At 65.6% G+C, this 21462-nt stretch carries 23 protein-coding genes; 10 read left to right on the top strand and 13 right to left on the bottom strand.

Annotation, left to right across the window (positions count from 1 at the left end; genetic code table 11):
* The first annotated feature begins 64 nt into the window (after window positions 1-64).
* Window positions 65-265, top strand: a complete 201-nt coding sequence (locus ACR2JI_RS16740) for a hypothetical protein (protein WP_526391989.1) — start codon at window positions 65-67, stop codon at window positions 263-265.
* Window positions 266-312: 47 nt separating this feature from the next.
* Here ACR2JI_RS16740 and ACR2JI_RS16735 read toward each other — a convergent pair whose 3' ends face one another.
* The gene (locus ACR2JI_RS16735; RefSeq protein ID WP_526391987.1) at window positions 313-675 is read right to left on the bottom strand and encodes a DoxX family protein; all 363 of its coding nucleotides are present in this window, start codon (window positions 673-675) and stop codon (window positions 313-315) included.
* 90 nt (window positions 676-765) lie between these two features.
* On the opposite strand from ACR2JI_RS16735, the gene ACR2JI_RS16730 reads away from it, so the two are divergent.
* Both ACR2JI_RS16730 and ACR2JI_RS16725 read left to right on the top strand, forming a co-directional pair.
* Window positions 766-2487: an FAD-dependent oxidoreductase gene (locus ACR2JI_RS16730; protein WP_526391985.1), complete on the top strand. Its 1722-nt coding sequence runs from the start codon at window positions 766-768 to the stop codon at window positions 2485-2487.
* Entirely contained in the window at window positions 2484-4316 is a 1833-nt protein-coding gene (locus ACR2JI_RS16725; protein WP_526391983.1) for an AMP-binding protein, read from the top strand. Before ACR2JI_RS16730 ends, ACR2JI_RS16725 begins: the two co-directional genes overlap by 4 nt.
* Here the strand turns inward: ACR2JI_RS16725 and ACR2JI_RS16720 are convergent.
* From ACR2JI_RS16720 to ACR2JI_RS16710, 3 genes are read right to left on the bottom strand one after another with little or no spacing between them, the layout of a single operon-like run.
* Window positions 4297-4953, bottom strand: coding sequence for a TetR/AcrR family transcriptional regulator (locus tag ACR2JI_RS16720; RefSeq protein ID WP_526391981.1), 657 nt, complete (start codon window positions 4951-4953; stop codon window positions 4297-4299). The two genes, ACR2JI_RS16725 and ACR2JI_RS16720, sit on opposite strands and share 20 nt — an antisense overlap.
* Entirely contained in the window at window positions 4934-7555 is a 2622-nt protein-coding gene (locus ACR2JI_RS16715; RefSeq protein WP_526391979.1) for a cation-translocating P-type ATPase, read from the bottom strand. The genes ACR2JI_RS16720 and ACR2JI_RS16715 overlap by 20 nt, the downstream gene beginning before the upstream one ends.
* A 33-nt stretch (window positions 7556-7588) precedes the next feature.
* Window positions 7589-8005: a DUF4267 domain-containing protein gene (locus ACR2JI_RS16710; protein WP_526391977.1), complete on the bottom strand. Its 417-nt coding sequence runs from the start codon at window positions 8003-8005 to the stop codon at window positions 7589-7591.
* A 96-nt stretch (window positions 8006-8101) separates the two neighbouring features.
* Here ACR2JI_RS16710 and ACR2JI_RS16705 point away from each other — a divergent pair, with 96 nt between their 5' ends.
* A complete protein-coding gene (locus tag ACR2JI_RS16705; RefSeq protein ID WP_526391975.1) occupies window positions 8102-9178 on the top strand; it encodes an NAD(P)H-dependent amine dehydrogenase family protein in 1077 nt (358 codons plus the stop codon).
* Window positions 9179-9190: 12 nt separating this feature from the next.
* Here ACR2JI_RS16705 and ACR2JI_RS16700 read toward each other — a convergent pair whose 3' ends face one another.
* From ACR2JI_RS16700 to ACR2JI_RS16680, 5 genes are read right to left on the bottom strand one after another with little or no spacing between them, the layout of a single operon-like run.
* A complete protein-coding gene (locus ACR2JI_RS16700; RefSeq protein WP_526391973.1) occupies window positions 9191-9958 on the bottom strand; it encodes a YqjF family protein in 768 nt (255 codons plus the stop codon).
* 52 nt (window positions 9959-10010) lie between these two features.
* A complete protein-coding gene (locus tag ACR2JI_RS16695; protein ID WP_526391971.1) occupies window positions 10011-10355 on the bottom strand; it encodes a type II toxin-antitoxin system PemK/MazF family toxin in 345 nt (114 codons plus the stop codon).
* Window positions 10352-10603 (bottom strand): hypothetical protein, encoded by a 252-nt coding sequence (locus ACR2JI_RS16690; RefSeq protein ID WP_526391969.1) that lies wholly within the window; start codon window positions 10601-10603, stop codon window positions 10352-10354. Before ACR2JI_RS16690 ends, ACR2JI_RS16695 begins: the two co-directional genes overlap by 4 nt.
* Window positions 10604-10610: 7 nt before the next feature.
* Window positions 10611-11585: a CobW family GTP-binding protein gene (locus ACR2JI_RS16685; RefSeq protein WP_526391967.1), complete on the bottom strand. Its 975-nt coding sequence runs from the start codon at window positions 11583-11585 to the stop codon at window positions 10611-10613.
* Complete coding sequence (locus tag ACR2JI_RS16680; protein WP_526391965.1) at window positions 11582-13438, bottom strand: amidohydrolase; 1857 nt, start codon at window positions 13436-13438, stop codon at window positions 11582-11584. Before ACR2JI_RS16680 ends, ACR2JI_RS16685 begins: the two co-directional genes overlap by 4 nt.
* A 132-nt stretch (window positions 13439-13570) precedes the next feature.
* Between ACR2JI_RS16680 and ACR2JI_RS16675 the strand changes: the two genes are divergently transcribed.
* Both ACR2JI_RS16675 and ACR2JI_RS16670 read left to right on the top strand, forming a co-directional pair.
* Complete coding sequence (locus ACR2JI_RS16675; RefSeq protein WP_526391963.1) at window positions 13571-14311, top strand: MspA family porin; 741 nt, start codon at window positions 13571-13573, stop codon at window positions 14309-14311.
* 9 nt (window positions 14312-14320) lie between these two features.
* Window positions 14321-15043: an MspA family porin gene (locus ACR2JI_RS16670; protein ID WP_526391961.1), complete on the top strand. Its 723-nt coding sequence runs from the start codon at window positions 14321-14323 to the stop codon at window positions 15041-15043.
* 4 nt (window positions 15044-15047) lie between these two features.
* Here ACR2JI_RS16670 and ACR2JI_RS16665 read toward each other — a convergent pair whose 3' ends face one another.
* Window positions 15048-15269 carry a hypothetical protein gene (locus tag ACR2JI_RS16665; protein ID WP_526391959.1) on the bottom strand — a complete coding sequence of 74 codons (222 nt, stop codon included), beginning with the start codon at window positions 15267-15269 and terminating at the stop codon, window positions 15048-15050.
* A gap of 101 nt (window positions 15270-15370) precedes the next feature.
* On the opposite strand from ACR2JI_RS16665, the gene ACR2JI_RS16660 reads away from it, so the two are divergent.
* The gene (locus ACR2JI_RS16660; RefSeq protein WP_526391957.1) at window positions 15371-15667 is read left to right on the top strand and encodes a hypothetical protein; all 297 of its coding nucleotides are present in this window, start codon (window positions 15371-15373) and stop codon (window positions 15665-15667) included.
* 193 nt (window positions 15668-15860) lie between these two features.
* Here ACR2JI_RS16660 and ACR2JI_RS16655 read toward each other — a convergent pair whose 3' ends face one another.
* From ACR2JI_RS16655 to ACR2JI_RS16645, 3 genes are read right to left on the bottom strand one after another with little or no spacing between them, the layout of a single operon-like run.
* Complete coding sequence (locus tag ACR2JI_RS16655) at window positions 15861-16481, bottom strand: hypothetical protein (RefSeq protein WP_526391955.1); 621 nt, start codon at window positions 16479-16481, stop codon at window positions 15861-15863.
* On the bottom strand, window positions 16478-17422 hold the full coding sequence (locus ACR2JI_RS16650) for a hypothetical protein (protein WP_526391953.1): 945 nt from the start codon (window positions 17420-17422) through the stop codon (window positions 16478-16480). Before ACR2JI_RS16650 ends, ACR2JI_RS16655 begins: the two co-directional genes overlap by 4 nt.
* A 2-nt stretch (window positions 17423-17424) precedes the next feature.
* Window positions 17425-17811: a hypothetical protein gene (locus ACR2JI_RS16645; protein ID WP_526391951.1), complete on the bottom strand. Its 387-nt coding sequence runs from the start codon at window positions 17809-17811 to the stop codon at window positions 17425-17427.
* Window positions 17812-18018: 207 nt separating this feature from the next.
* On the opposite strand from ACR2JI_RS16645, the gene ACR2JI_RS16640 reads away from it, so the two are divergent.
* The 3 genes from ACR2JI_RS16640 to ACR2JI_RS16630 form a co-directional block, all read left to right on the top strand.
* Window positions 18019-18843, top strand: a complete 825-nt coding sequence (locus ACR2JI_RS16640; RefSeq protein ID WP_526391949.1) for a hypothetical protein — start codon at window positions 18019-18021, stop codon at window positions 18841-18843.
* A 109-nt stretch (window positions 18844-18952) separates the two neighbouring features.
* Window positions 18953-19672, top strand: a complete 720-nt coding sequence (locus ACR2JI_RS16635) for a FadR/GntR family transcriptional regulator (protein WP_526391947.1) — start codon at window positions 18953-18955, stop codon at window positions 19670-19672.
* A gap of 620 nt (window positions 19673-20292) precedes the next feature.
* Window positions 20293-21462 (top strand): hypothetical protein (locus tag ACR2JI_RS16630; RefSeq protein ID WP_526391945.1); only part of this gene is annotated, 1170 nt, incomplete at its 3' end.

The raw sequence follows: 21462 nt of genomic DNA, 5'->3' as shown, positions 1-21462 counted from the left end.
GCGTGTCGAAGCCGTCGTCCCTGAAGATCACCCTGCCCGACCCGGTCGCAGTATCGACGAAATCGTGGGCCGTCGTAACCGGAGTCCTGTCGCACGGGCCGGCCAGTTCAGCCTGCTTCATGGCAGCGGGGTCACCCATCGCGACGACATCACGGTGCTCATCCGTCAGCATCGCCGTCGAGAAGAACGCCGGAATGAAGCCGAAGTGGAAATAGGCAATGGCTTCGGGATTGGTGACCTTGAACTGTTCATCTCGGTGCCATGAGCCACCCTGGACGAATGTTGTGAGGGTGTGCGGGCTCGACCCCCGCGTCAGAGCACGCCCACGGCAAGGACGACGGCAAGCACCAGCAGCACAGCGTTGATCGGCAGCGTCGCGAACTCACGCCGGCGAGCATGCACGACGATCGCACCCACCTGAACCGCCGCCAGACCCCACGCGGCGGCGACCCCGATCCCCGGCGCGATACCGGTCAGTCGCGGCGCGATGACCCCGAGGGCGCCGAGAACCTCTGCGGCTCCGATCGCCTTGACCGTCGCATCCGACACCGCGGTGGCCCAACCGAACTGCGGATTGGACACCAGTCGACCCCTGGGGACGACCAGTTTCATCAGGCCGGCGGGCAGATATACCGCGGCCAGAGCGATCGCGACCCACCACGCCGCAGTACTCATTCCACACCCAGATTCTGTCAATTATTTAATTGCCGTATGACACTTTAACGATCTAGGGTGGCGGACACAAGATCGCGTGAGGAAGCAGCAGTGGAACGATTTCCCGTAGTCATCGCCGGCGCCGGACCGGTCGGACTCACCTTGGCGCTGGAGTTGGAACACCAGGGTGTGCAGACCCTGCTCATCGAGCGCAACCACACCACCACGACCCATCCCAAGATGGACATCACCAACGGCCGCAGCATGGAGTTGTTCCGCCGGCTCGGTGTCGCCGAACGTCTGCGCGCGATCGCGATCCCCGGGGATCGCGACATGGTGGTCAGCTGGGTCACCAGCCTCGACGGGTGGGAGCTGACCCGGTTCGCCTACCCGGGCGTCGATCAGTCCCGGGAGCAGACCCGCATCCGCAATGACGGCCGGGGTTCCCTGGAACCGAGCATGCGGGTCTCGCAGATCCTTCTCGAGCCGGCGCTGAAGTCGTTCCTGGAGAACGAATCCCGCTTCATCACGGTGCAGTACGGCGTGGGCCTCGAATCGTTCACCCAGCACGCTGATGGCGTTGACGTCGTCCTGAAGGATTCCAGTACCGGGGAATTTCGCACCGTGCGCGCCGATTATCTCGCCGGATGCGACGGGGCCGGAAGCGCCGTCCGGCGTGGGCTCGGCATCGGCCTGGATTCGGTCGACCTTCGCAAGCTGGTCGCCAAAGAACTGGGTCCGCGGCGCATGGTCGGCATGCTTGCCCGTTCGTGGGCGTGGGACCGGGAACGTCCCGCCAGCGGTGATTTCTACATGGTGCATTTCACCTCGCGTGACCGCGCGGCGTTCCAGAAGCACGGTCCGGTGTGGCACACCCAGTCCCCGCGGGGGTGGACGTTGATCTCGCAGAACGATGAGGACTCCTGGACGCTGCACAGCCCACTGGGCGTCGGGCAGGACGCCGCCGCCATCGACCCACGCGAATTCGTGTTCAAAACTCTCGGAAGACGTTTCGATTGCACGGTGCTGGAGGCCAACGCGTGGACGCCACGGCTGACGGTCGCCGACGGGTACGGCGCGGGCCGGGTCTGGCTGGCCGGCGATGCGGTGCACCAGGTGCCACCCACCGGCGGCTACGGGATGAACACCGGCGTCGGCGACGCGATCGGCCTGGGCTGGGCGCTGGCCGCCAACGTGGCGGGCTGGGGCACCCCCGCACTGCTGGAGGACTACGAACGGGAACGCCGGGCGGTGGCCCTGCGCAATCGCGACGCGGCGGGCCGGCACGCGGTGCTCCGGTTGGCCATCAAGTCCCAGTATCACCCGGCGATCCACCAGGAGGGCTGGGACGGTCCGCGACAGCGACGGCGGCTTGGCCGCGAGATCGCCGACCTGGGCAACCTGGAGAACGAAGCCGACGGTATCGAATGGGGTTACTGCTACCAATCCCCGAGCGTTGCAAACGAACCCGGGACCATCCCCGAACAGACCTGGGACGCTTACCGTCCGACGACCCGGCCCGGATCACGCCCGCCGAGTGTCTACCTCGCCGACGGCCGTGCGATCTTCGACCTGTTCGGCACCGGCTTCACCCTTTTGCGCTTCACTGACGTCGACGTCACCGGTATGGTCGAGGAGGCCGAGTCCCGTTGCGTGCCAGTGGAGGTGGTCGATATCAGCGATGAGCACATCCGCCGCCTGTATGAGCGCGACCTGGTGCTGATCCGCCCCGACCAGCACGTCGCCTGGCGCGGTAATGTACTGCCGGAAACGCCGGGCGAGCTCATCGACCAGATCCGCGGCGCATCACCCAAATCGGCGACGCGCGGGTGAGCGAGGCGAAGCTTTGGCCGGAGTACTCATCCCCCGCCGATCTACCGGCCATCGAGGCCATTCCGCTCGCCGATCGCCGGCTACCGGAGTCCACGTACGCGATCCTGCGCCGCGCCGCATCCCGCTGGCCAGACCGGATCGCCACCAGCACACTCCCCGACGGCGTGCACTGGGAACACCCCAGCCGGCGCACCTTCGGCCAACTGCATGACCAGGTGGTCCGGGCGGCGAACCTGTTGCATTCCAAGGGAATCCGGCGCACTGACCCGGTAGTTCTGCTGAGCCCCAACTGTGAGACGCTGATCACCGCGACACTGGCGGCCCAGCTGGCCGGGATCGCCGCGCCGATCAACCCCACACTGGCTACCGAACACATCGCGGCGCTTGTCGAACGCCTCGGCGCGCGCATTCTCATCACCGCCGACGCCACCACCGATCCCGGCTGCCACGCCCGGGCCCGTGACCTCCTCGACGCCGGGCTGATCGACACCGTCATCACCCTCGGGCAACTCGACGAGCTTTCCGCGGCCTGCGATTCCGAAGTGTTCGCCGGCACCGAGCCAAGCGGCGATGACATCGCGACGATCTTTCACACCGGCGGTACCACCGGTCTTCCCAAACTCGCCGCCCACACCCACTCCAACGAGGTCGCCAATACCTGGATGATCGCCGCGATGACCCTCCTCGACGATGAGTCGGTGATCTTCGCGGCGCTGCCGCTGTTCCATGTCAACGCCGTCATGGTCACCGTCCTCGCTCCGCTGTTGCGCGGCCAGCAGACCGTGTGGGCCGGACCGCTGGGCTATCGGGACCCCGCCCTGCTGGCCAACTTCTGGAATATCGTCGCCCGCTACGGCGTCACCGCGATGAGCGCGGTGCCGACCGTCTACGCGGCACTGGCACAGATACCGGTCACAGCCGACATCTCCTCGCTGCGCTTCGCGGTGGTGGGAGCCTCGCCGCTGCCGGCGGCGGTGCGCGGTGAGTTCGAGTCGCGTACCGGCGTCCGGCTTGTCGAGGGCTACGGATTGACCGAGGCCACCGCAGCAAGTGCGCGCAGTTTTCCCGACCACCCACGTCCCGGCTCCGTCGGTCAGCGGTTGCCGTACCAACTGCTACGGGTGATCCGCGTACTCGACGACGGCAGCTGGCAGGACTGTGCGCCCGGCGAGGTCGGCCGCCTGACGATCGGCGGGCCGACGGTGTTCCCCGGCTACGTGGTGGGCCGAGACGCCGGCAGATTCGTCCTGGACGGCAAAGGGGCGCTGGTCGATGGCTGGTTGGACACCGGCGATCTGGCCCGCGTCGACGAGCAGGGGTTCATCTACCTCACCGGCCGGGCCAAGGACCTCATCATCCGCGGCGGGCACAACATCGACCCGGCAACAGTCGAGGACTCGCTGCTGAGCCATCCGGCGGTGATCGCCGCGGCCGCGGTCGGCCGTCCCGACCCGCACGCCGGAGAACTGCCGGTCGCATACGTGACCGTCACCGGATCGCCGGCGCCGGCCGAAGCCGAACTGCTCGAGTGGGCGGCCGCCCGGGTGACCGAGCGCGCCGCGGCGCCCAAAGCGGTCACGATCATGGAGTCGCTGCCGCTGACGGCGGTGGGAAAACCGAATAAGTTGCCGTTACGTGCTGATGCAACCCGTGGCGCCCTTCACGATGCCCTGGCCGGCGTTGACGGCATCGTCGCGGTCACAGCCAATGCCGATGACGGAACCGTACGAGCGACAGTTGAGCTGACCGCCGATTCGGACGTCGACGCCGTCCGAGACGTGCTGTCACGCTTCACCATCGACTACCGGATCACAACCGAAGACCGTTGACGATGATGGTGGCCACCAGGTCCGCCTGCTGCTCGGCGCTCTGCGGATCGGATGGGTCCGACGGATCGAACAACGTCGCCAGCGGCGCCAAGGTGAACGATGACGCACCGCCGTGGACGAACAGGAAGAAGAACGTGCGATACGGGATGGCGCGGATCTTCCCCTCACCGGCAAGGTGATTCATCAGCCGGGCCAGCGGGCGCTGCGACGGCTCGATGTAGGTGTCGTAGATGTAGCGCAGCCGCTCGGAGTTCTGTCGGCCCTCGATACTCATCAGCGCCAGGAGTTCCGGGTGATTGGCCGAGTACAGGACGAAACGCCGGATGGCCAGCCGAAGTTGCTCGAGTTGGTCGGCCACGGTCGGATCGAACGATGCGCGGGCGTAGTTCACCAGCCCGCCGAAGCCGTAATCGACGGCGGCCTTCCACAGCTCCTCTTTTGTTCCGAACCGCTGATAGACCAGGTTGTGACTGCCGCCGAGCTCGCGGTTGATCATCCGCAACGAGACACCCTCGTAGCCGTAGGTGGCGAAGGTGCGCAGCGCCACCGCGAGGATGTCGTCGCCGGCAACAGCGTCCGCGGCCCTGGGCCGGCCACGTGTTTTCGGTGCCGCCGGATCACGACTCGCGCTTGCCATGGCCAAACCCTTCCTGGCGTGACGTCTCGTCGGTTGGCAGAAGGATACCGCCGGCAACGGCGGCTCCCGCGTGAGCGACGAACATCTTGTAGATCTCGAACCAGGTCACCCCGAGCAGTCCGGCACCGACGGCGATCAGCCACCCGACCGGCGGCATCGGACCGAAGTTGAAGGCGTGCCGCAACCCCGGCATGGTCAAGATCGCCACCAGCAGAACTCCGGCGCCGATCAGGATCCACTTCAGCGCCGGATTGCGTCGCTCCCGGAATGTGCGCACCACCGAGAGCCGCCACGAGCGATTCACCAGGATCAGCGCAAGATTGCCGATCACCAGTGTGGCGAACGTCACCGATCGGACGATATCGTCGGGATAGCCACCGAGCACCGCCCACAGGTAGACCCCGACCGTGGCGGCCAGCATCGAAATCCCCTGCAGCACAGCAATGGTCAGCACCCTTGCCCCGAACATCGGCTCCGACACCGCCCGCGGCGGCGCGTCCATGATCTTCGGATCGATCTCCTCGGCCTCGAACACCACCGAGCAGGCGGGGTCAATGATGAGTTCGAGGAACGCGATCTGCACCGGTAGTAGCACCAGCGGCCAGTCCGCGACGAAGACCGGGATCAGCGACATGCCGACGATCGGCAGGTGCACCGCGATCACATATGACATCGCCTTGCGCAGGTTGTCGAAGATGCCCCTGCCCTGGCGCACACCACTGACGATCGAGGAGAAGTCGTCATCGGTGATGACCAGCGCCGCCGACTCGCGGGCCACATCAGTGCCGCGGGCACCCATCGCGATGCCGATATCGGCCGCGCGCAGTGCGGGCGCATCGTTGACGCCGTCACCGGTCATCCCGACCACCTCGTCATTGGCCTGCAGTGCCCGGACGAGTTGAAGCTTCTGCTCGGGCACCATCCGCGCGAACACGCAGACCGTGCGGATCCGTTCGGCGAGTTCGTCATCCGGCATCTCCGCCAGCTCACGTCCGGTGATGCACCCGCTCTGGTGGTCCAGGCCGATCTCCCGGGCGATGGCCATCGCGGTGCCCGGGTAGTCGCCGGTGATCATGATCGTGCGAACCGAGGCGCGGCGGCACTCCGCGACGGCCGCTGCGACGCCGGGACGGACCGGATCGTGCAGGCCCGCCAGTCCGAGGTACTCGAAGGTGAAATCGTGTTGATCGGCGGGCAACTCGGCGTCGGTGTCGAAGTGTGCGTAGGCCACCCCGAGGACCCGCTGGCCGTCGGCGGTGGCCTGCTCGACCTGTTCGGTGAGTTGCCCGACCCGGTCAGGGCTGAAGTGGCACAGGTCGCCGATCGCCTCCGGAGCACCTTTGGCGGCCACCACGTAGCGGCCGCCGTCCGGTGAGCGCCATACGTGACACAGCGCCAGCAACTTCTCCGACAGGGGGTACTCGCGGACCAGTTCCCAGTCGCCGTGCGCGTGTTCCGTTCCGGCGAGGTACTTGTCCTCCAGGTCCCGGAAAGCCTTGTCCATCGGGTCGAACGGGTCGATCGGCGAGGCCAGGGCACAGAACTCGGCGATGGCGTGAAACTGCTCGGGCAGCGGCTGCTCGTCGAGGGTGTGTGCGACGCCGTCGACGATGAGTTGGCGCACCGTCATGGTATTCATCGTGAGCGTCCCGGTCTTGTCCACGCACAGCACCGTCGCCGAGCCCAGCGTCTCGATCACCGGCGGCCGCCGCGTCAACACATGCTTGCGGGACATCCGCCAGGCGCCCAACGCCAGGAACACCGTCAGGATGACCGGGAACTCCTCCGGCAGCAGCGCCATGGCGGCCGCGATGCCCGCCAGTAGGCCGCCCAGCCAGTTGCCCCGGGTCAGGCCGTAGACGACCACTACGATCGTGGCGGCGAGAACCCCAACGGCGGCAAGAATTTTCACCAGCCGGTCGATCTCGCGTTGCAGTCGGGTTCGTTCGGGTTCGATGGCGCGCAACGCCGCGCCGATCTCTCCCAACTCGGTGCCGGCACCGGTCTCCCGGGCGACGGCGATACCGTGTCCCTTGACCACCAGGGTCCCGGAGAACACCCACGGCGTCGCGTCGCCGCCGGGTCGCGCCATCGGCTGATCCGCGGCCGTCGGCTGCCCGACCTTGCGGACCGGCACGGACTCCCCCGTCAGCGCCGACTCGTCGACCGAGAAGTTGGCGCATTCGGCGAGCACCGCGTCGGCGGGAACCCGGTCGCCTTCGGCCAGCAGCAACACGTCACCGCGGACGACGTCGCGGCCGGCGATGCGGATCTGCGTGCCGCCGCGGATCACCAGCGCCCGCGGCGAGGACAGATCACGCAGCGCCGCCAGCGCACGTTCGGTCTTGTGCTCCTGATAGATCGAGATGCCGATGACGACCACGACGAAGGCCATCAGCATCGCGCCGTCCAGCGGCTCGGCGAGTACGAAGTTCACCGCACCGGCGCCCAGCAGCAGTAGCAGCATCGGCTGACGGATCACCGTCCAGGCTTCCTGCAGGAGATTGCGCCGTTTGGCGGTCGGAAGTTCGTTGGGTCCGTCAGCGGTCAGCCGGCGAGCCGCCTCGTCGACCGACAGACCGTCCAGGAGCGACGCCACCATGACTCCGATTGTGTCCTACGGCCTGACGCCGGGTCAGCCCCCGTCAGCCCCCGTCAGCCCCGTCATCGCGCCCGCCGGTGCCGGCCGGCCGCGGGCCGCACCCCAGGCCGCGACCGCGATACCGACCACCGCTCCGCCGAGACCGATGATCTGTTGGGAACGCTTCAGCTCACCGTGGACGCTCATCCCGCCCAGCAGGTCGGCGGCATCCGCTCCCCCGGACGCCAGGAACCAGCCGCGGGTATCGGTGCCGCGGACCGCCGCGGCGGCGAGCAGACCGCCGATCAGCGCATCGCGGTAGCCCATGGATCGCAGCAGCAGCCGGGCCGTCGGGGCGGGTTCCTCCGGATCACCCCAGAGCCGGTTCGCGCGGACCGGGTCGATCAGGAAGGAGATCCCCGATGCCAGCCGGATGCTGCCGGCGATGAGTGCCGGACGGTCGATGGCCATGCCAGCAGACCCTAGGTCTTGGCAAAGGCCGGCGTCATCGAAACGGCGGCGGGTAGCGTCGCGCCTCGGGGCCACCACCATCACCGCGGAGTATTCATGTCGAACTCAGGTCAATATCGGGTCGTTTTCTGGGGCATCGGGGCAATCGGCACCGAACTGCTGACCGCGATCCTCGACTACCGCCGCGATCTGACGATCGTCGGTGCCCGGGTGTACTCATCGGAGAAGAACGGCGTCGATGTCGCGGAGTTGATCGGCCGCCCGCCCATCGGCGTCACCGCCACCACCGACGTCGACGAGATCCTTGCACTCGATGCCGACTGCGTCCTCTACACCCCGCGCAACACCAGCATCGACGATGTCTGCGCCATCCTGGCGAGCGGCAAAAATGTTGTGACGACGGCGTTCCTGTTCCATCCCCGCCGCATCGACGCGGACGACCGGGACCGGCTGCTTCAGGCATGCCAGGCCGGGGGCAGCAGCGTGCACGGCAGCGGCCTGAACCCGGGCAACCTGTCCGGCGTGCTGCCGCTGGCGCTATCGGGGATGAGCCGGCGCATCGACCGTGTCACCCTGCAGGAGCGCGCCGACTGGTCGTTCTACGACAGCACCGCCATCACGTTCGACAATATGGCCTTCGGCCAACCCGTCGAGGACATCAGCCCCACCACCAACGACTTCCTTGCCTTCAACAGTGGCATCTTCACCGACGAGGTGTGGCTGATGGCCGACGCCCTCAACGCGGGCATCGATGAGGTGACCGCGACGGTCGAGGCGGTCGCCGCCAACGAGGACCATCAGATCTTCGACCACCTGCTGCGGGCCGGGACCACCGCCGGTCAGCGCTGGAGTTGGGCGGGCCGCCGCGATGGTGAGACCCTCGTCGAGATCGAGGCGCTGTGGACCGTCGGCGGGGAGTACCCGCCGCACTGGCCCAAGCCACAGCACGGCTGGACGCTGACCATCCAGGGCGACCCGACGATGCGTACCCATTTCCTGGTGATGGCCGGTTCCCCCAGTGCGACCATGCTCGAGCATGTCACCGCATCCAACGTCGCCACCGGCATGCAGATCCTCAACGCGGTGCCTGCGGTGTGCGCGGCGCCGCCGGGATTCGCGACCATGGCGGACCTGCCGTTGATCCGCAGCGTCACCGGGTTCGGGAACACCTAGGAGAACGGCCGGTCACGTCACGCGCGCAGGCCTGCCGAAGCGCGTCCGTACACCCGGGGAGAACAACGCCCGCAGCCGCTCACCGCTGGGCCGAACCCCAGTGGCGCCCAACAGATCGTCGTCGAGTTCGAGGACATCGGCGGCCCGCAGTATCCATGGTTCGTGGTTGTTGGGCACCCACCAGGTCCGGCCTGCCTTGCGGGTGTGCGCCCCCCACCGGGCAGTCAGCCACACCTCCAGCGGGCTGGGTTCGACGACGTCCCCGATGGCGACGGTCACGCGGCTGCGCAGCCCGCGCTCGGGCCAGCGCCGCAGACTGTCGTAGGTGACAACATCGCTGCTGCGGGTCATGGACATCTTCGCCCAGGTGTAGGGAAAGCCGAGACCGACCCGAGTCAGCGGCACCACCGCGAGGCGGGCGGTCTCCAAAGACAGGAACAGCACACCGTGGCGTCCGGCGTCATCGACCGAGTAGAGCCGGATGTTGGTCTCCAGGAATGTGCCGAAATACGGAATCGGCGGCGAGACCCCGAGCCGGATCCCGCTCATCAGGAACGGCACCAGCGCAACGTAGGTCAGGCCGTCGGCGAAGACGTCCGGTCGCGTGCCGGGCGGGAACAGATGCTCGACGCTTGCCGGTTCCACCGGCCAGTGGATGAAGCTCAGCTCACTCCAGCGCTGATCGAGCAGCGCCGGGGGCGGCAGTGGCGGCGCGACGACCTGGAAACCGGCGAGTGCGGAGACTTCTGCGCCCGGGGCTGTCGGCTCGTTCTCGGTCACAACGTCCAGCGTGCCTCACGCGTCAAATGGTGGCCGCGCCTCCAGCAGGACATCACTCGTGCAGGAAATCGGCGAGCCACCGGCGAATGTCATCAAGGCAGCGATCGTCGACCCGCCCGGCGATTCCGGAGATGCGTCGTCTGCTGATCGTGCGGGGTTGCTCGGTCATGGCATAGGTCGGATGCGGTAATTGCAGCGTTGATCCCGTCAGTTCCACCTGCTGCGGCCACCCGCGCCCTCTGGTGGTGGCCGGCACGATGATCGCGAGTTCGGTGACAGCACTCAGATACCCCGACGATGCGACGACGACAGCCGGCCGGCGGCCCGCTTGTTCGCGGCCGACAGCCGGGTCGAGGTCCACCCAAACAACCGTTCCCGGCTCGATGCCGTCGATCACGAAGGGCCGTCGAGATCGCTGTCGGCCCCAGCCCAGGCGTCCGATTCGTCGCGCCAATCCGCGAGGGTGGCCTCGTCGGCACTGCCGATCGCAGCGGCCACCGCAGACAGCCGACCGCGGCGTTCGTAATCCGCCAGCACGTCCTCGATGAACCTCTGCACCGTTTGACGTCGTTCGGAGGCGCCCGCGGAGATGCGATCGCGGAGCATCTTGCTCACTTTGATGGTGGTCAGATCGGAGGACGCCATACCGGAATCATACCTCTGGTATCCCATCTCGACATACTTCTGGTATGCCGTCGTGAGATCCGGGTGTCGACCCCGGAGAACCGCCGAGTAGCCGCGCGAAGAGTTCGCCATCGATACTGCCCGGGACTCCGATCACGACCAATCGGGTCTGGACCGGATCGCCGGCGGTGACCGCACTGAGCGGCAGCAGCGAGGTTCGCCGGCCGACCCTTTGGAGCAGATAGTTCTGCGTCGGGTCGTCGCTCAGACGCAGGATGCCTTTCGCCCGCACCACACCGGGCGGCAGCGCGGCCAGGAAGGCATCAACGTCGCTGCGCCGCAACGGAACCTCGGTTCGGAAGCTCCAGGATTCGAAGCTGTCGTGTGACCCGACCTCACCAGCAGAGGCGTCAGACGCGCGCAGCGAGGCGAGCAGAAACGCGGTGTCGACCCGACCGGCCTGGGTACTCAGCCGGGGCGCGTGCGGCGCGACATCAGCAAGCCACGCCTGCAGTGATTCCAACTCGCCGGGTGCCACCAGGTCGCTCTTGTTGACGATCAACAGGTCCGCACTATCCAGTTGCCGCGTCACGGTGTCACCGACGTATTTGTCCGTTGACTGGGTGCGAACCATTTCCGCGTCGACAACCACGGCGACCCCCACCAGGGGAAAGCCGAACGCCGCGCCGATCTGACCGATCTTGAGCGGATCGGCCACCCCGCTCGCCTCAATCACGATGTGGTCGAAGTCATCAGTCCGGTCCCGCAGTGCAGCAATAGCTTCAGTCAGTCCGTCGGCCAGCGTGCAGCACGCACACCCGTTGGTCAGCGCGATGGTCTCACCATCGGTCGACGCGATGAGGTCGGCGTCGATGTTGATATCGCCGAAATCGTTGACCAGAGCGGCGATTCGCACGCCGTCATTATTGCCGAGCAGGTGATTGAGCACGGTGGTCTTACCCGCGCCCAGATAGCCTCCGATGACCGTCAAGGGCACGCTCACGCGGGTTCTTTCCGGTAGACCGTCTTGCCTTCCTTGAAGGTTTCCAGTACGGCGATGTCCAGTAGCTGCTCCGGCGCGGCAGTGAGCGGATTGGCATCCAGGATCACCATGTCAGCGAGCTTGCCGACTTCGAGGCTGCCCTTGGTCTTCTCTTCGAAGATCTGCCATGCCGCCTCAGTCGTCAAGGCCTGCAATGCTTTCCAATTGTCGATCCGTTCATCGGCGCCCAGCACCACGCCTTTCTTCGAGGTGCGGACCATCGACGCCCACATGATCCGCATGGGTTCCATCGGGGTCACCGAGAAGTCAGTGTGGTTGGAGCAGCGCAACCCCTTGGCGAAGGCCGATGCCATCGGGCTGATGAAGTCCGCTCGCTGCGGGCCGAGATTGGCCAGATGTTCGTCGCCCCAGTAGAAGGTGTGTGCGGTGAAGAAACTGGGCGAGAACCCCAACTCCACGTAGGGATCGAGTTGGTCGGGGCGCATGCACTGCGAGTGCACGATCACCGTGCGCCGGTCGTCGGCGGCTTTCACCCCGGTGGCACGCATCCCGTCGATGGCCAGGTCGATGGCCGCATCTCCGTTGGCATGGCAGAAGATCTGCAGTCCCTTGGCGTGCACCGTTGCCATCGTCTTGAGGATCGTCTCCGGCGGGAAGATCGGCTGACCGCGCCAGTCCGGCTGACCATCCGGTCCGGGGGTCAGCAGCGGCTGAGTCCAGAACGCCGTCTTGCCCTGTGGGGAACCGTCGATGACGAATTTGATGCCCTGCAGCTTCAGGTGGTTGTTATAGGTGCCGAACGCCTTGACCGCTTCGTCGGGAATCTCGTCCGGTCCACCGACGAAATCCGGGGCGAAGTCCTGACGCAGTTCGGGAAGCTCGAGGAAAAGTGGCAGCGACACCACATCGAGGTAGAGCAGGCCCGCGTCGGCGCCCTTACGCAGGATCCGCAGATCCTTGGCGGCGGTGGCGCCTTCCTGAACCGTGGTGACGCCGGCGCGGGTGTAGATCTTCTGTGCTTCGTCGAGGGTGTCGAGCAACTGCTGCTCGCTCGGCTTGGGAGCGTTGGTGAGGATCGGCAGGAATGCGGTCTCCATGATGAGCCCGTACGGGATGTTGGTTCCCGGCTTGCGGACGATGACCCCGCCGGGGGGCGTCGGCGTGTTCTCGTTGTAGCCCACCAGTTTGAAGGCGGCGCTGTTGAGCACCGCTCCGTGGTTGGAACTGTGGATCAGAATGATGGGGTTGTCGGGGAAGGCCGGGTCGAGGTCGTCGATGTTCAGTTCGCGGCCCTCGACGAGGTTCGAGCGGTCATAGCCATACCCGATGATGAAGTCCCCGGGCTTGAGAGCCAGTTTGCGCACGTGCTCCTGCAGGACGGGGACGAAGTCCGCGATGCTGCTGATCGGTCCGGCGGGCACACCCTGAACGTTGGCCCACTTCACTACTTGGAGGGCGTTCATGAAATGACCGTGGGCATCGATGAACGAGGGCATCAGTGTGTGGCCCGCCAGATCGATGACGACGGTGTCAGCCCCCTTGGTGGCCATCACGTCGGCCTCGGAGCCCACCGCCAGGATTTTGCCGCCCGCTACCGCGACCGCTTCGACTTGGCGGCGATCATCGACCATCGTCAGCACGGTTCCATTGCGGTAGATGGTGTCTGCCGGAGTTGCGGCCGTCCCCGGCGGGGAAACGCTGGTCTTGCTGTCACAGGCGGCGATGAATGCCGAGCCGGCCGCGGCACCCATCCCCAGCGCTGCGAGCCGCTTGAGCGCATCGCGCCGCGAGATGCGGCCGCGGCGCAGATCTGCGGCGACCTCGTCAATGTCTTGTTCGTCCATTCCTCCCATGGCCGGAACCCTATGTAGGCGCGGACGACCAGACCCCGCAATTGCGCCGATTGGGCCCGCTGACGCTGTTCACCCGGCGAGACCGTCGCAGTTCGCGCCCGCGAAAGGCCGACACCTTGTAGCTTTGCCGTCGTGAAGGGGAGGACATGTCTCAGCGTTGCCACCGCCGCTATCGCTGTGGTCGCCGCAGCCGGACCGGCCTGGGCTGACCCTGTCGACCCGGCAGGTCCGGACATTCAACCGGTGGCAGCCGCCGAGGCCGCCCCGCCCCCGGTCGATGACGGCAAGGTGGTGTCCAACCCGCCGGAGTCCGTCAAAACCGTGGATGGCTGGACGATCGCCGTCGGCGGCAAGGACGAGACCCAACTGGTGATCGCACCGCTGACCACGGCGCTGTCCAGCCGGGAGTACGAGGTCGGCGGCACTTTCACCGGGTCAATCAAGAATCCGTCCGGCGCACCGGCACCCGCCAAGGGTGTCCTGGAGGTGGGCTATCAGATCGGCTGCGGTATTGACATGACCACCGGCACCGGTGTGCTCCTCGGCGGCTCCGCGGGGGCCAGTGCGGGTCTCACCACATTTGGATCGCTGTCCATCCTCAATCCGACACTTCCCAACGCCTGGTTGCCGAACGCCGGCGTCAATGTCGGCGGCAGCATCGCTGTCAGCCTCAAGCCCGGCGTCATCAACGTCGTACCGATCACCAAGAAGGCTTACGGCGGTTCCGAACCCTGGGTGTGGGTCAGCCACCAGCGGATCAAGATCGACGGATGCGTGGGCCAATCCTTCATCCGCTCCTTCGCCCTGTTGAGCAAGTCGACCGACGAGGGCGAAGAGATCGTCGCCTGGTACGGCGCCACGAAGATGGTGTAGGGGGAATCGATGAAGACTCTGATGATGCGGTCGGCGGCAATCGCCGCGGTCACCGTGGTCGCGTTGGCCGGCCCTGCGTCGGCTGACCCGGTCGACCCGGCCGGCCCTGATATCCAACCGGTCGCCGCCGCCGAGGCCGCGCCGCCGGTGGACGACGGCAAGGTGGCCTCCAACCCGCCCATCACCGACAAATCCCCCGACGGCTGGGTCATGACGGTCGGGGGCAAGGACGAGGTGCAGCGGGCGGTGGCGCCGTTGACCACTGCCATCTCCACGCGCGAATATCAAGTGAGCGGAGTCTTCACCGGCTCGCTCAAAGGCCCCGCCGGTGGTCCTGCCAAAGGTGTCCTGGAGGTGGGCTACCAGATCGGCTGCGGCATCGAGATGACCACCGGCAACGGCGTACTCCTCAGTGGAAACGCAGGCGGCGCCGCAGGTCTCGGGATCCTGGTCGCCCCGTCCGGAATTCTCCAGGATGCCGAAATCCCATCGTTAGGCGCCAGTATCGGTGGCGGCGTGGCCGTCAGCCTCAAGCCCGGCCTGGTCAACATCGTGCCGGTCACCAAGAAGACCTTCGTCGGAACGGCGCCATGGGTCGGGATCCACAACTTCCGGATCAAGATCGATGGGTGCGTCGGGGAGTCCTTCGTCCGCTCCTACGCCACGCTGGCCAAGTCCACCGACGAGGGCGATGGCATTCTGTCCTGGTACGGCGTCACCAAGAACGTCTAGCTCGTCAGATCGCCGGGAACGTCTCCGGGTTGAGTCCGTTTGCCACCTCGGGGTCCAAGCCCGTGGTGTCAAGGTCCGGGTCGGTCGTCTGCATCTTGCACAGGCCGAACAGCGGTGTCTGGCCGCCCGTGCAGTACGGGTCGGTGATGTCCGGATTGGCCGAAGCGGCGGGGGCGGTCAGCACCGCCGTCGCCACCAGAATGGCAGCTGCCATCAGGCTTTTCATATGTCCAGGGTAACGCAGGGGCTGCCGACCGCGACGGGCGCTCAGTTCGGAGTCGCAGTACAGAAGATGCGTTACTTCAAGTAGGCCGAGAGAAGGTAGCCATGAACAGCGACGACCAGCCAACCGCACCGCCGGGCACCGCATGGGTCGGCGACTGGGACGCGCAGTTCCATGACCGCGTGTACGGCACCGATCCGGTGACGGTCGGCGGTGTGGCGGCTCTGCTGACCGGCGTTCAGCACCGCAGCGGGACCACCGTCAGCGGGGTCGCGCTTCGGGTCGGTGGCGGTGCAGAGTTGCCCATCGTGGTCGACCTAACACCGGCACAGGCGCGCGAGCTCGGCGAGGTCTTGACTGTGTTGGCCGCGCGCGCAGAGGCGCTGGACGGGATCGCCTAGGCCACCGGGGCGATGGGATTTGCACCGGGCATCTGCAGCGAGACCGCGATCTCTGCTCCGTCGTCCTTTGCCGAACATCTCGGAACGAAGGGGACTTTCGCTGAGGCGCTCGGAAGCCAGGCGATCACCGGGACGGCACCCCGTGAGTTACCCGCCAGGTGCCGACCGCGAATCTGCCGGCTCAGCCGATCCATCAGAGGAGAAAGACCACCTGGGCCAGTGCCGCCACCAGGGCCAGAACCAGGAACACCCACACCCGCGGGGTGACGTAGGCGCGCAGAATGGGCTGGGACGGAAAGGAAAAGGTCTCCGCCACGCCGAGCAGTTTGTACTTGTGTGCATCGTCGAATGTCGGGTCGACCACCATCTTCATCATGTCGCGCCGCGAGCGGTAGCGCATGAAGCCGACGATGGTCCAGCCCGGATCGGGTTCCACCATCCATGCGTCGACGTAGCCGCCGACCTTGCGGGTCGCCAGTGCCGGATGTCCGCCATGCTTGAGCAGCCGGGGCATGAACGCCTTCGTGTAGGCGCGCATCATGGCCTCTGCGGACACCTGCGCTCCGGTATCGGGGTCCGCCACCATGGTGTCGGGCACCCGCACCAGATTGACCATCACGAACTCGCGGCCGTCATCCTCTTCGAGGAATGTGCGGACGACGTCGAGATCGTTGAGTTCACCGCCACCGCGTTCCTGCACGGTGGTCATGAAGGTGTCGATCTCGTCGCCGGTGAGCGGACCGCGCCAGTTGTCGTAGTACAGCCGGAAGCACAGATAGAGGACGGCCGCGACGGCCCACACCCACCAGCTCACAGGAGATCGCCGGTCAGCGGTAGCACCGAGAAGTTCTCCCGGACCTGCTCGAGCGGTAGATGCGCGATGGCCAGATGGTCGACCTGGCTCAGGTCCACGGTGCACTGCGCACCGCGCTGCAGCCCCTCGCTGAGAAAGTCCGCCACGCCGTCACGCTCGAGGGTGGCCACCTTCGCCCGGATGTCCCCGTGATTGAGCACACCGGACTCGTGGATGGACATGCTCAGCAGGAACTCCAACCAGTTGTGCCGAGAGTCGTTGGCTGCCATGAGGAATGCCGATCGGGCGATCTCCCCCGGGGCCGTCGGCTCGTAGCCGGTGATGACGTGGTTCATATCGTGATTGACGTAGTGCGCCGGCAGATGGACATCGTCACCGGGCAGCGGAAACCCGTGCCGGCGGTAGAACTCGATGTACTGGTAACCGAGAGTGTCCTGCGGCAGGTCGTGCAGTTTCATCAACCGTGCGGCCAGGGTGTGGTCGGGTTGATCCAGCCGCAGATACTTGTTCCGCAGGGAGAGTTCGGAGATCTCCGGCAGGATCTTGGAGTACGAACGCTCCAGATCGGTGGCGGCCGCCTCGGCGCCCTGCTCGATCGCCGTCCGGGTCGTCTCGATCTCTGCATCGCCGAGACCCATTGCGGTGACGTATTTTTCGGAGAGGTCGACCTGCTCCTCCGACTTGGGGTGGCGACACAATTCGAGCGTCAGAGCGATCTCGGCGAAACGCAGGCGCGCATCGGGCCGCTGGACCGTCCTCGCCAACTCATTGGGAGAGGACGGCGTCACCCAGGCGAGATCGAGACCATGACACCCCAGGACGTGATGGGCGATGGACGTCAAGACCGTCACCTGCTCGACGGTGGGGCCGTCAGCGGTCGAGATGCTCCCCAACAGACCCGCGATGACGGGGTCGACCTCGGATTCGGCCAGGAGTGCCATGATCAGCAGGGAATCACATCACCCGTGGCGGTCGAAAAGCAGAGGCACGGATCAGCACCGGGTGTGTAGTACGGCTCGCCGCCCGGGGTGAAGCACGGCAGCTCGCCCGGGTAGGCGGGCGCCAGCGGATAGCCGTAGGGGATGCGGTAGTTGGGGATGACGGCCGCGGCGGCGATGGGATCCACCCCGACCGGTCCGACGACGCCGCCGACTCCGACGGGCCCGACTGGGCCGGCCACCGGCCCGAGCCCGCCAACCCCGACCGGCCCGGCAGGACCGACCACCGGACCGCCGATGCCGCAATCCCGGCAGTCGGCCTGGGCCGTCGAGGGCATTGCGAGCGAGCCCAGCGACAGGGCGGCTGCGAGCAGTGCTGCTGCGAATCTCATAGTTGAACCCTGCCTCCTAGATTGGTAGGACCAGTAGACCACCTGAATCCCGCGTGGGTGTCATGCTTGGGGTTGCGACCGATCCCTGAGTGTCCGACAGTACACTGGTCATACCACATGACCAAGAAACCAGTACTGTCACTAAACGCGCCCCATCGGAGACAGACACCTCGGAGATGATGCCGGGCCCACGAAGGCGAGCTTCAGATGCGTTCTGAATTGCGAGTAAAGCTTCATCCAGATTCGAAAGATGCGTCCAACGCTAATTATCGTGGTCCCGATTTTCGAATCAAGACTCACACCAAGCAACACTGGGGTGACATCTATTTTGCTCCCACTCCCGTACCGTTTTTTACGGCATTTACGCCGTACGACTACGGTCATTATCACGACAGATTCTTGGAAATTTTTTCGGCGTATCTCCATAATCACCACCCCGACCGCACCGAATGCTTGAAATTCGTCGAAATCGGAGCGAGCTACGGAAATACCACCCTCGCGTACAAGTGCGGATACGATTGGTCTACCACGGGACAGATTTGGTCCGATGACACCGTGCCGTTGCTACCGATGAGAAACGTTCATGTCACCGCCGTTGACATGTCTGCGCCTGCATTGCGGTACGGCCAAGCGCGAGGCATTTTCGACGACGTCATGGTCCACGATTTCAACGCTCATTTGCCAGAAATACTTACGGCAATTTTACATGACGCAGATGCATTGGTGCTGATCATGGTGTCGTCGTACTTCGAGGCCTTACCATTCCAGCGACTCTGTTTAAATTTCCTAGGAGATCGCGAGAAACAGAAAACCATTGCATACAACGTTTCGTGCGCATTCAATTCCCAAAACTTGTCGCCGGAACATCTTTTTGCTGGGATAAAAAACTGGACTACGTCCACGCACTTCACCAAGCACCGTGATTTCACCGAAAGTGAAAGCGCTCTGCATCATGGTTGTAAGGAGTCATGGTCTTACACCTACCTCGTTAATTTCGACGCTGTCGAAGTTGGGGATGCAGCTACACGTTGACGAGATCGCCGACGCCGAGTCCAGCCCTGGTTGCCGTCAGAGAGCTGGTGCCCGGGGACCTCATCAACGGCCGCAATGCATCGTCGCAGGCACATGAGAAGATCGGGCCATGGACGAAGTCCGGGTGATGGGCCTAGCGCCCATCCAGCGCAGCTCGACCATCTCCGAATCCGTTCTCACCCGGCTGACCGAGGAGATCCTCAGCGGCCGGTGGCCGGCCGAACGCCCGGCGCCGTCAGAACGCGATCTCGCATTGACCCTCCAGGTCAATCGCAATGCGGTGCGCGAGGCCCTCAAAGTTCTGCAGCACGCGGGGCTACTCAAGATCGAGCACGGCGGCAAGACCATGGTCCTGGACTGGCGCTCTCATGCCGGCGCGGACATGCTCGGGCCGCTGACCGCCGCCGGGGTGATCCCGGTCAGCCAGGCGTTGACGGACACCCTCTGGATGAACCGCAGAATGGGTCCGGACGCCGCACGCCTGTGCGCGAAGAACGCCAGTGATGAACAGTTGGCCGCCATCGCCGCGGCGGCCGAGGCATGTCCCGAAGCCGGCACGCTCGAGGAGCTCAGCGACGCCGACCAAGCCTTTTTTGCCGCGATCCTGGACGGTTCGGGAAATATCGCCTACCGGTTGGCGCTCAACACTCTCCTCCGCGGCATCCGAGAGGTCAGCCGCGAAGCTTTTCTGAACGCCACCGCGCAGATGCGCGGGGATCGCGAGGCGCGACTGAAGATCGCCGAGGCGCTCAGCGCCCGCGACGGCGACACGGCCTACGAGCTCATGGAGACATTGCTCTCACAGGTGATCGGGCCGCCGGAGTCCTGAGGAAATCGGCTTCCACCTACCGGGCGCTCCGCGCCGGGCACCGCGTCAACTCATCAATCCGGTCGGCAAATAAAACCATCGGGGTATGTTTTCCGGAATCTTTCAGATGTCGTCGGAGGGGCGAAGACGTGGCGTTGTGCCGGGGAGCGGCCATTGGGGCGGCGGCGTTTGTCGCGGGGTTGTCGTTGGCGGGCCCGCAGGTCGCCGTCGCGAGCGCTGAAGGCGGTGATGCCTCGGTGGCCTCTCCGGCCATGTCCGCGGACTCCTCGTCCGCGGCACGCGCCCCTCGAGCCAGAGGAACCGGCCGCGGCGGTGGCTCCGCCGCCAAGTCACGATTCGCCGACACCACCGGCACGCAGTCGGCGGTCGCGGCTGCCCCCAACCCGCCGTCGGCGGGGCGAACTCGTTCAGTCCCGTCAGCGGCCGCACGCGGGATCACCGCGGTCGCAGCGCAGCGAGCCGTCCCAAGATCGTCGACGGTGACCCGATCAGGCACCGACCCGGGGTTGACGACACCAGCCCTGCCGGCGAATGCGCCCGTCGCGGCAACACGATCGTTAACGGCGCTCGCGGCTTTCGCATCGGACACGGCCCCGGCGCCGGCACCGTCGGCCAACATCGTGGCTGCAGCAACCGCGCCGGATGTCGTGACCACCCTGGCGACAGGTATCAACACCGCACTGGGCCGCGTCTTCGATTCGGTGGCGAATCTGCTCGCACACTTTCCCGCCGGACCGCTCAACGACCTGCTCGCCGGCGCCGTTCTGCTCGCCAGGCGGGCCTTGTTCATCCCCGTGCAGCAGGCCGGCGCACCGACCGTCACCTCAGTGAACCTGCCGAACGCCGAGATCTACGGCACCGGTGGCGATATGACGTTCGTCGTCAACTTCAACGAGCAGGTCGATGTCACCAATACTGCTGTGGCAGTGCCGGTCGAGATGAATTACCGGCTCAGCGGCGCCACCTATGTGAGCGGATCCGGGACACAGAGCCTGCTTTTCAGCCTGAAGGTGCCCGAATACGCCTGGGCTCCCGACGGGATCGCTGTCGGTACGGTCAGCTCATCGACCGGGGTGCGGACCTTCGGCTTCGGCAACCTGATCGTGGACAAAGCATCACCCACGGTCGCGGCCGACAGCACCATCCCCACGCTCAACACGGGCCGTATCCAGGTGGACGCTCTGGGTCCACAGATTACCGGGCGCGGTGACCTGACCGTCGACACCAAGGGCGTCACGCTGACGGTGAACTTCGACCGGGCGGTCATCGTTACGGGCACGCCCACCGTTCCGGTGAGCGTCAACGGAGTGGACCGCCTCCTGACGTTTTCGGGTGGAAATCGCTCCAGCACACTGACATTCAGCCTGGCCGACAGCGGAGTCACCTCGGCAACGTTCCGTCCCTACACCGGCGACGTGATCTACCTACCCGAAGGCACAGCCGGAATCAGCGACCGACTGGGCAACCAGGTTTACACCCTCGAAGGGGACATCGACACCCCACTGATCGAGAACGGCAACCGGATGGTGGTGATCGGGCAGCACTTCGAGCAGCTCAACTCACTGTCCATAGCGGATCTCAATTCCATTCTCGGGGTGGATTTGCCCCCAGGTCAGCCGTCTCAAGCCTACAAATGGGTCACGCAGTCAACGTACGGTCCACCCCTCTATGCGCCGGACCCGTCTCACCCGGCGGACCCTCGGAACCCCGTACCTTGGCCCTTCCTGGACTCCTATGCGGTGCCGGATTACGGGTCGGCCACCAACAGCGTCGACGTGTACCGCGTGGGA

The sequence above is a fragment of the Mycobacterium sp. genome (assembly GCF_051006775.1).
Lineage (GTDB): Bacteria > Actinomycetota > Actinomycetes > Mycobacteriales > Mycobacteriaceae > Mycobacterium.
This window is presented reverse-complemented; position numbering and strand designations above follow the sequence as displayed.

What these genes read in the sequence shown, in the direction of transcription:
- ACR2JI_RS16665 (WP_526391959.1), bottom strand. Translation starts at nt 15,269, where the DNA reads ATGAAAAGCCTGATGGCAGCTGCCATTCTGGTGGCGACGGCGGTGCTG.
- ACR2JI_RS16715 (WP_526391979.1), bottom strand. Translation starts at nt 7,555, where the DNA reads ATGGTGGCGTCGCTCCTGGACGGTCTGTCGGTCGACGAGGCGGCTCGC.
- ACR2JI_RS16705 (WP_526391975.1), top strand. Translation starts at nt 8,102, where the DNA reads ATGTCGAACTCAGGTCAATATCGGGTCGTTTTCTGGGGCATCGGGGCA.
- ACR2JI_RS16650 (WP_526391953.1), bottom strand. Translation starts at nt 17,422, where the DNA reads ATGGCACTCCTGGCCGAATCCGAGGTCGACCCCGTCATCGCGGGTCTG.
- ACR2JI_RS16660 (WP_526391957.1), top strand. Translation starts at nt 15,371, where the DNA reads ATGAACAGCGACGACCAGCCAACCGCACCGCCGGGCACCGCATGGGTC.
- ACR2JI_RS16640 (WP_526391949.1), top strand. Translation starts at nt 18,019, where the DNA reads ATGCGTTCTGAATTGCGAGTAAAGCTTCATCCAGATTCGAAAGATGCG.
- ACR2JI_RS16645 (WP_526391951.1), bottom strand. Translation starts at nt 17,811, where the DNA reads ATGAGATTCGCAGCAGCACTGCTCGCAGCCGCCCTGTCGCTGGGCTCG.
- ACR2JI_RS16635 (WP_526391947.1), top strand. Translation starts at nt 18,953, where the DNA reads ATGGACGAAGTCCGGGTGATGGGCCTAGCGCCCATCCAGCGCAGCTCG.
- ACR2JI_RS16720 (WP_526391981.1), bottom strand. Translation starts at nt 4,953, where the DNA reads ATGGCAAGCGCGAGTCGTGATCCGGCGGCACCGAAAACACGTGGCCGG.
- ACR2JI_RS16680 (WP_526391965.1), bottom strand. Translation starts at nt 13,438, where the DNA reads ATGGGAGGAATGGACGAACAAGACATTGACGAGGTCGCCGCAGATCTG.
- ACR2JI_RS16735 (WP_526391987.1), bottom strand. Translation starts at nt 675, where the DNA reads ATGAGTACTGCGGCGTGGTGGGTCGCGATCGCTCTGGCCGCGGTATAT.
- ACR2JI_RS16690 (WP_526391969.1), bottom strand. Translation starts at nt 10,603, where the DNA reads ATGGCGTCCTCCGATCTGACCACCATCAAAGTGAGCAAGATGCTCCGC.
- ACR2JI_RS16670 (WP_526391961.1), top strand. Translation starts at nt 14,321, where the DNA reads ATGAAGACTCTGATGATGCGGTCGGCGGCAATCGCCGCGGTCACCGTG.
- ACR2JI_RS16710 (WP_526391977.1), bottom strand. Translation starts at nt 8,005, where the DNA reads ATGGCCATCGACCGTCCGGCACTCATCGCCGGCAGCATCCGGCTGGCA.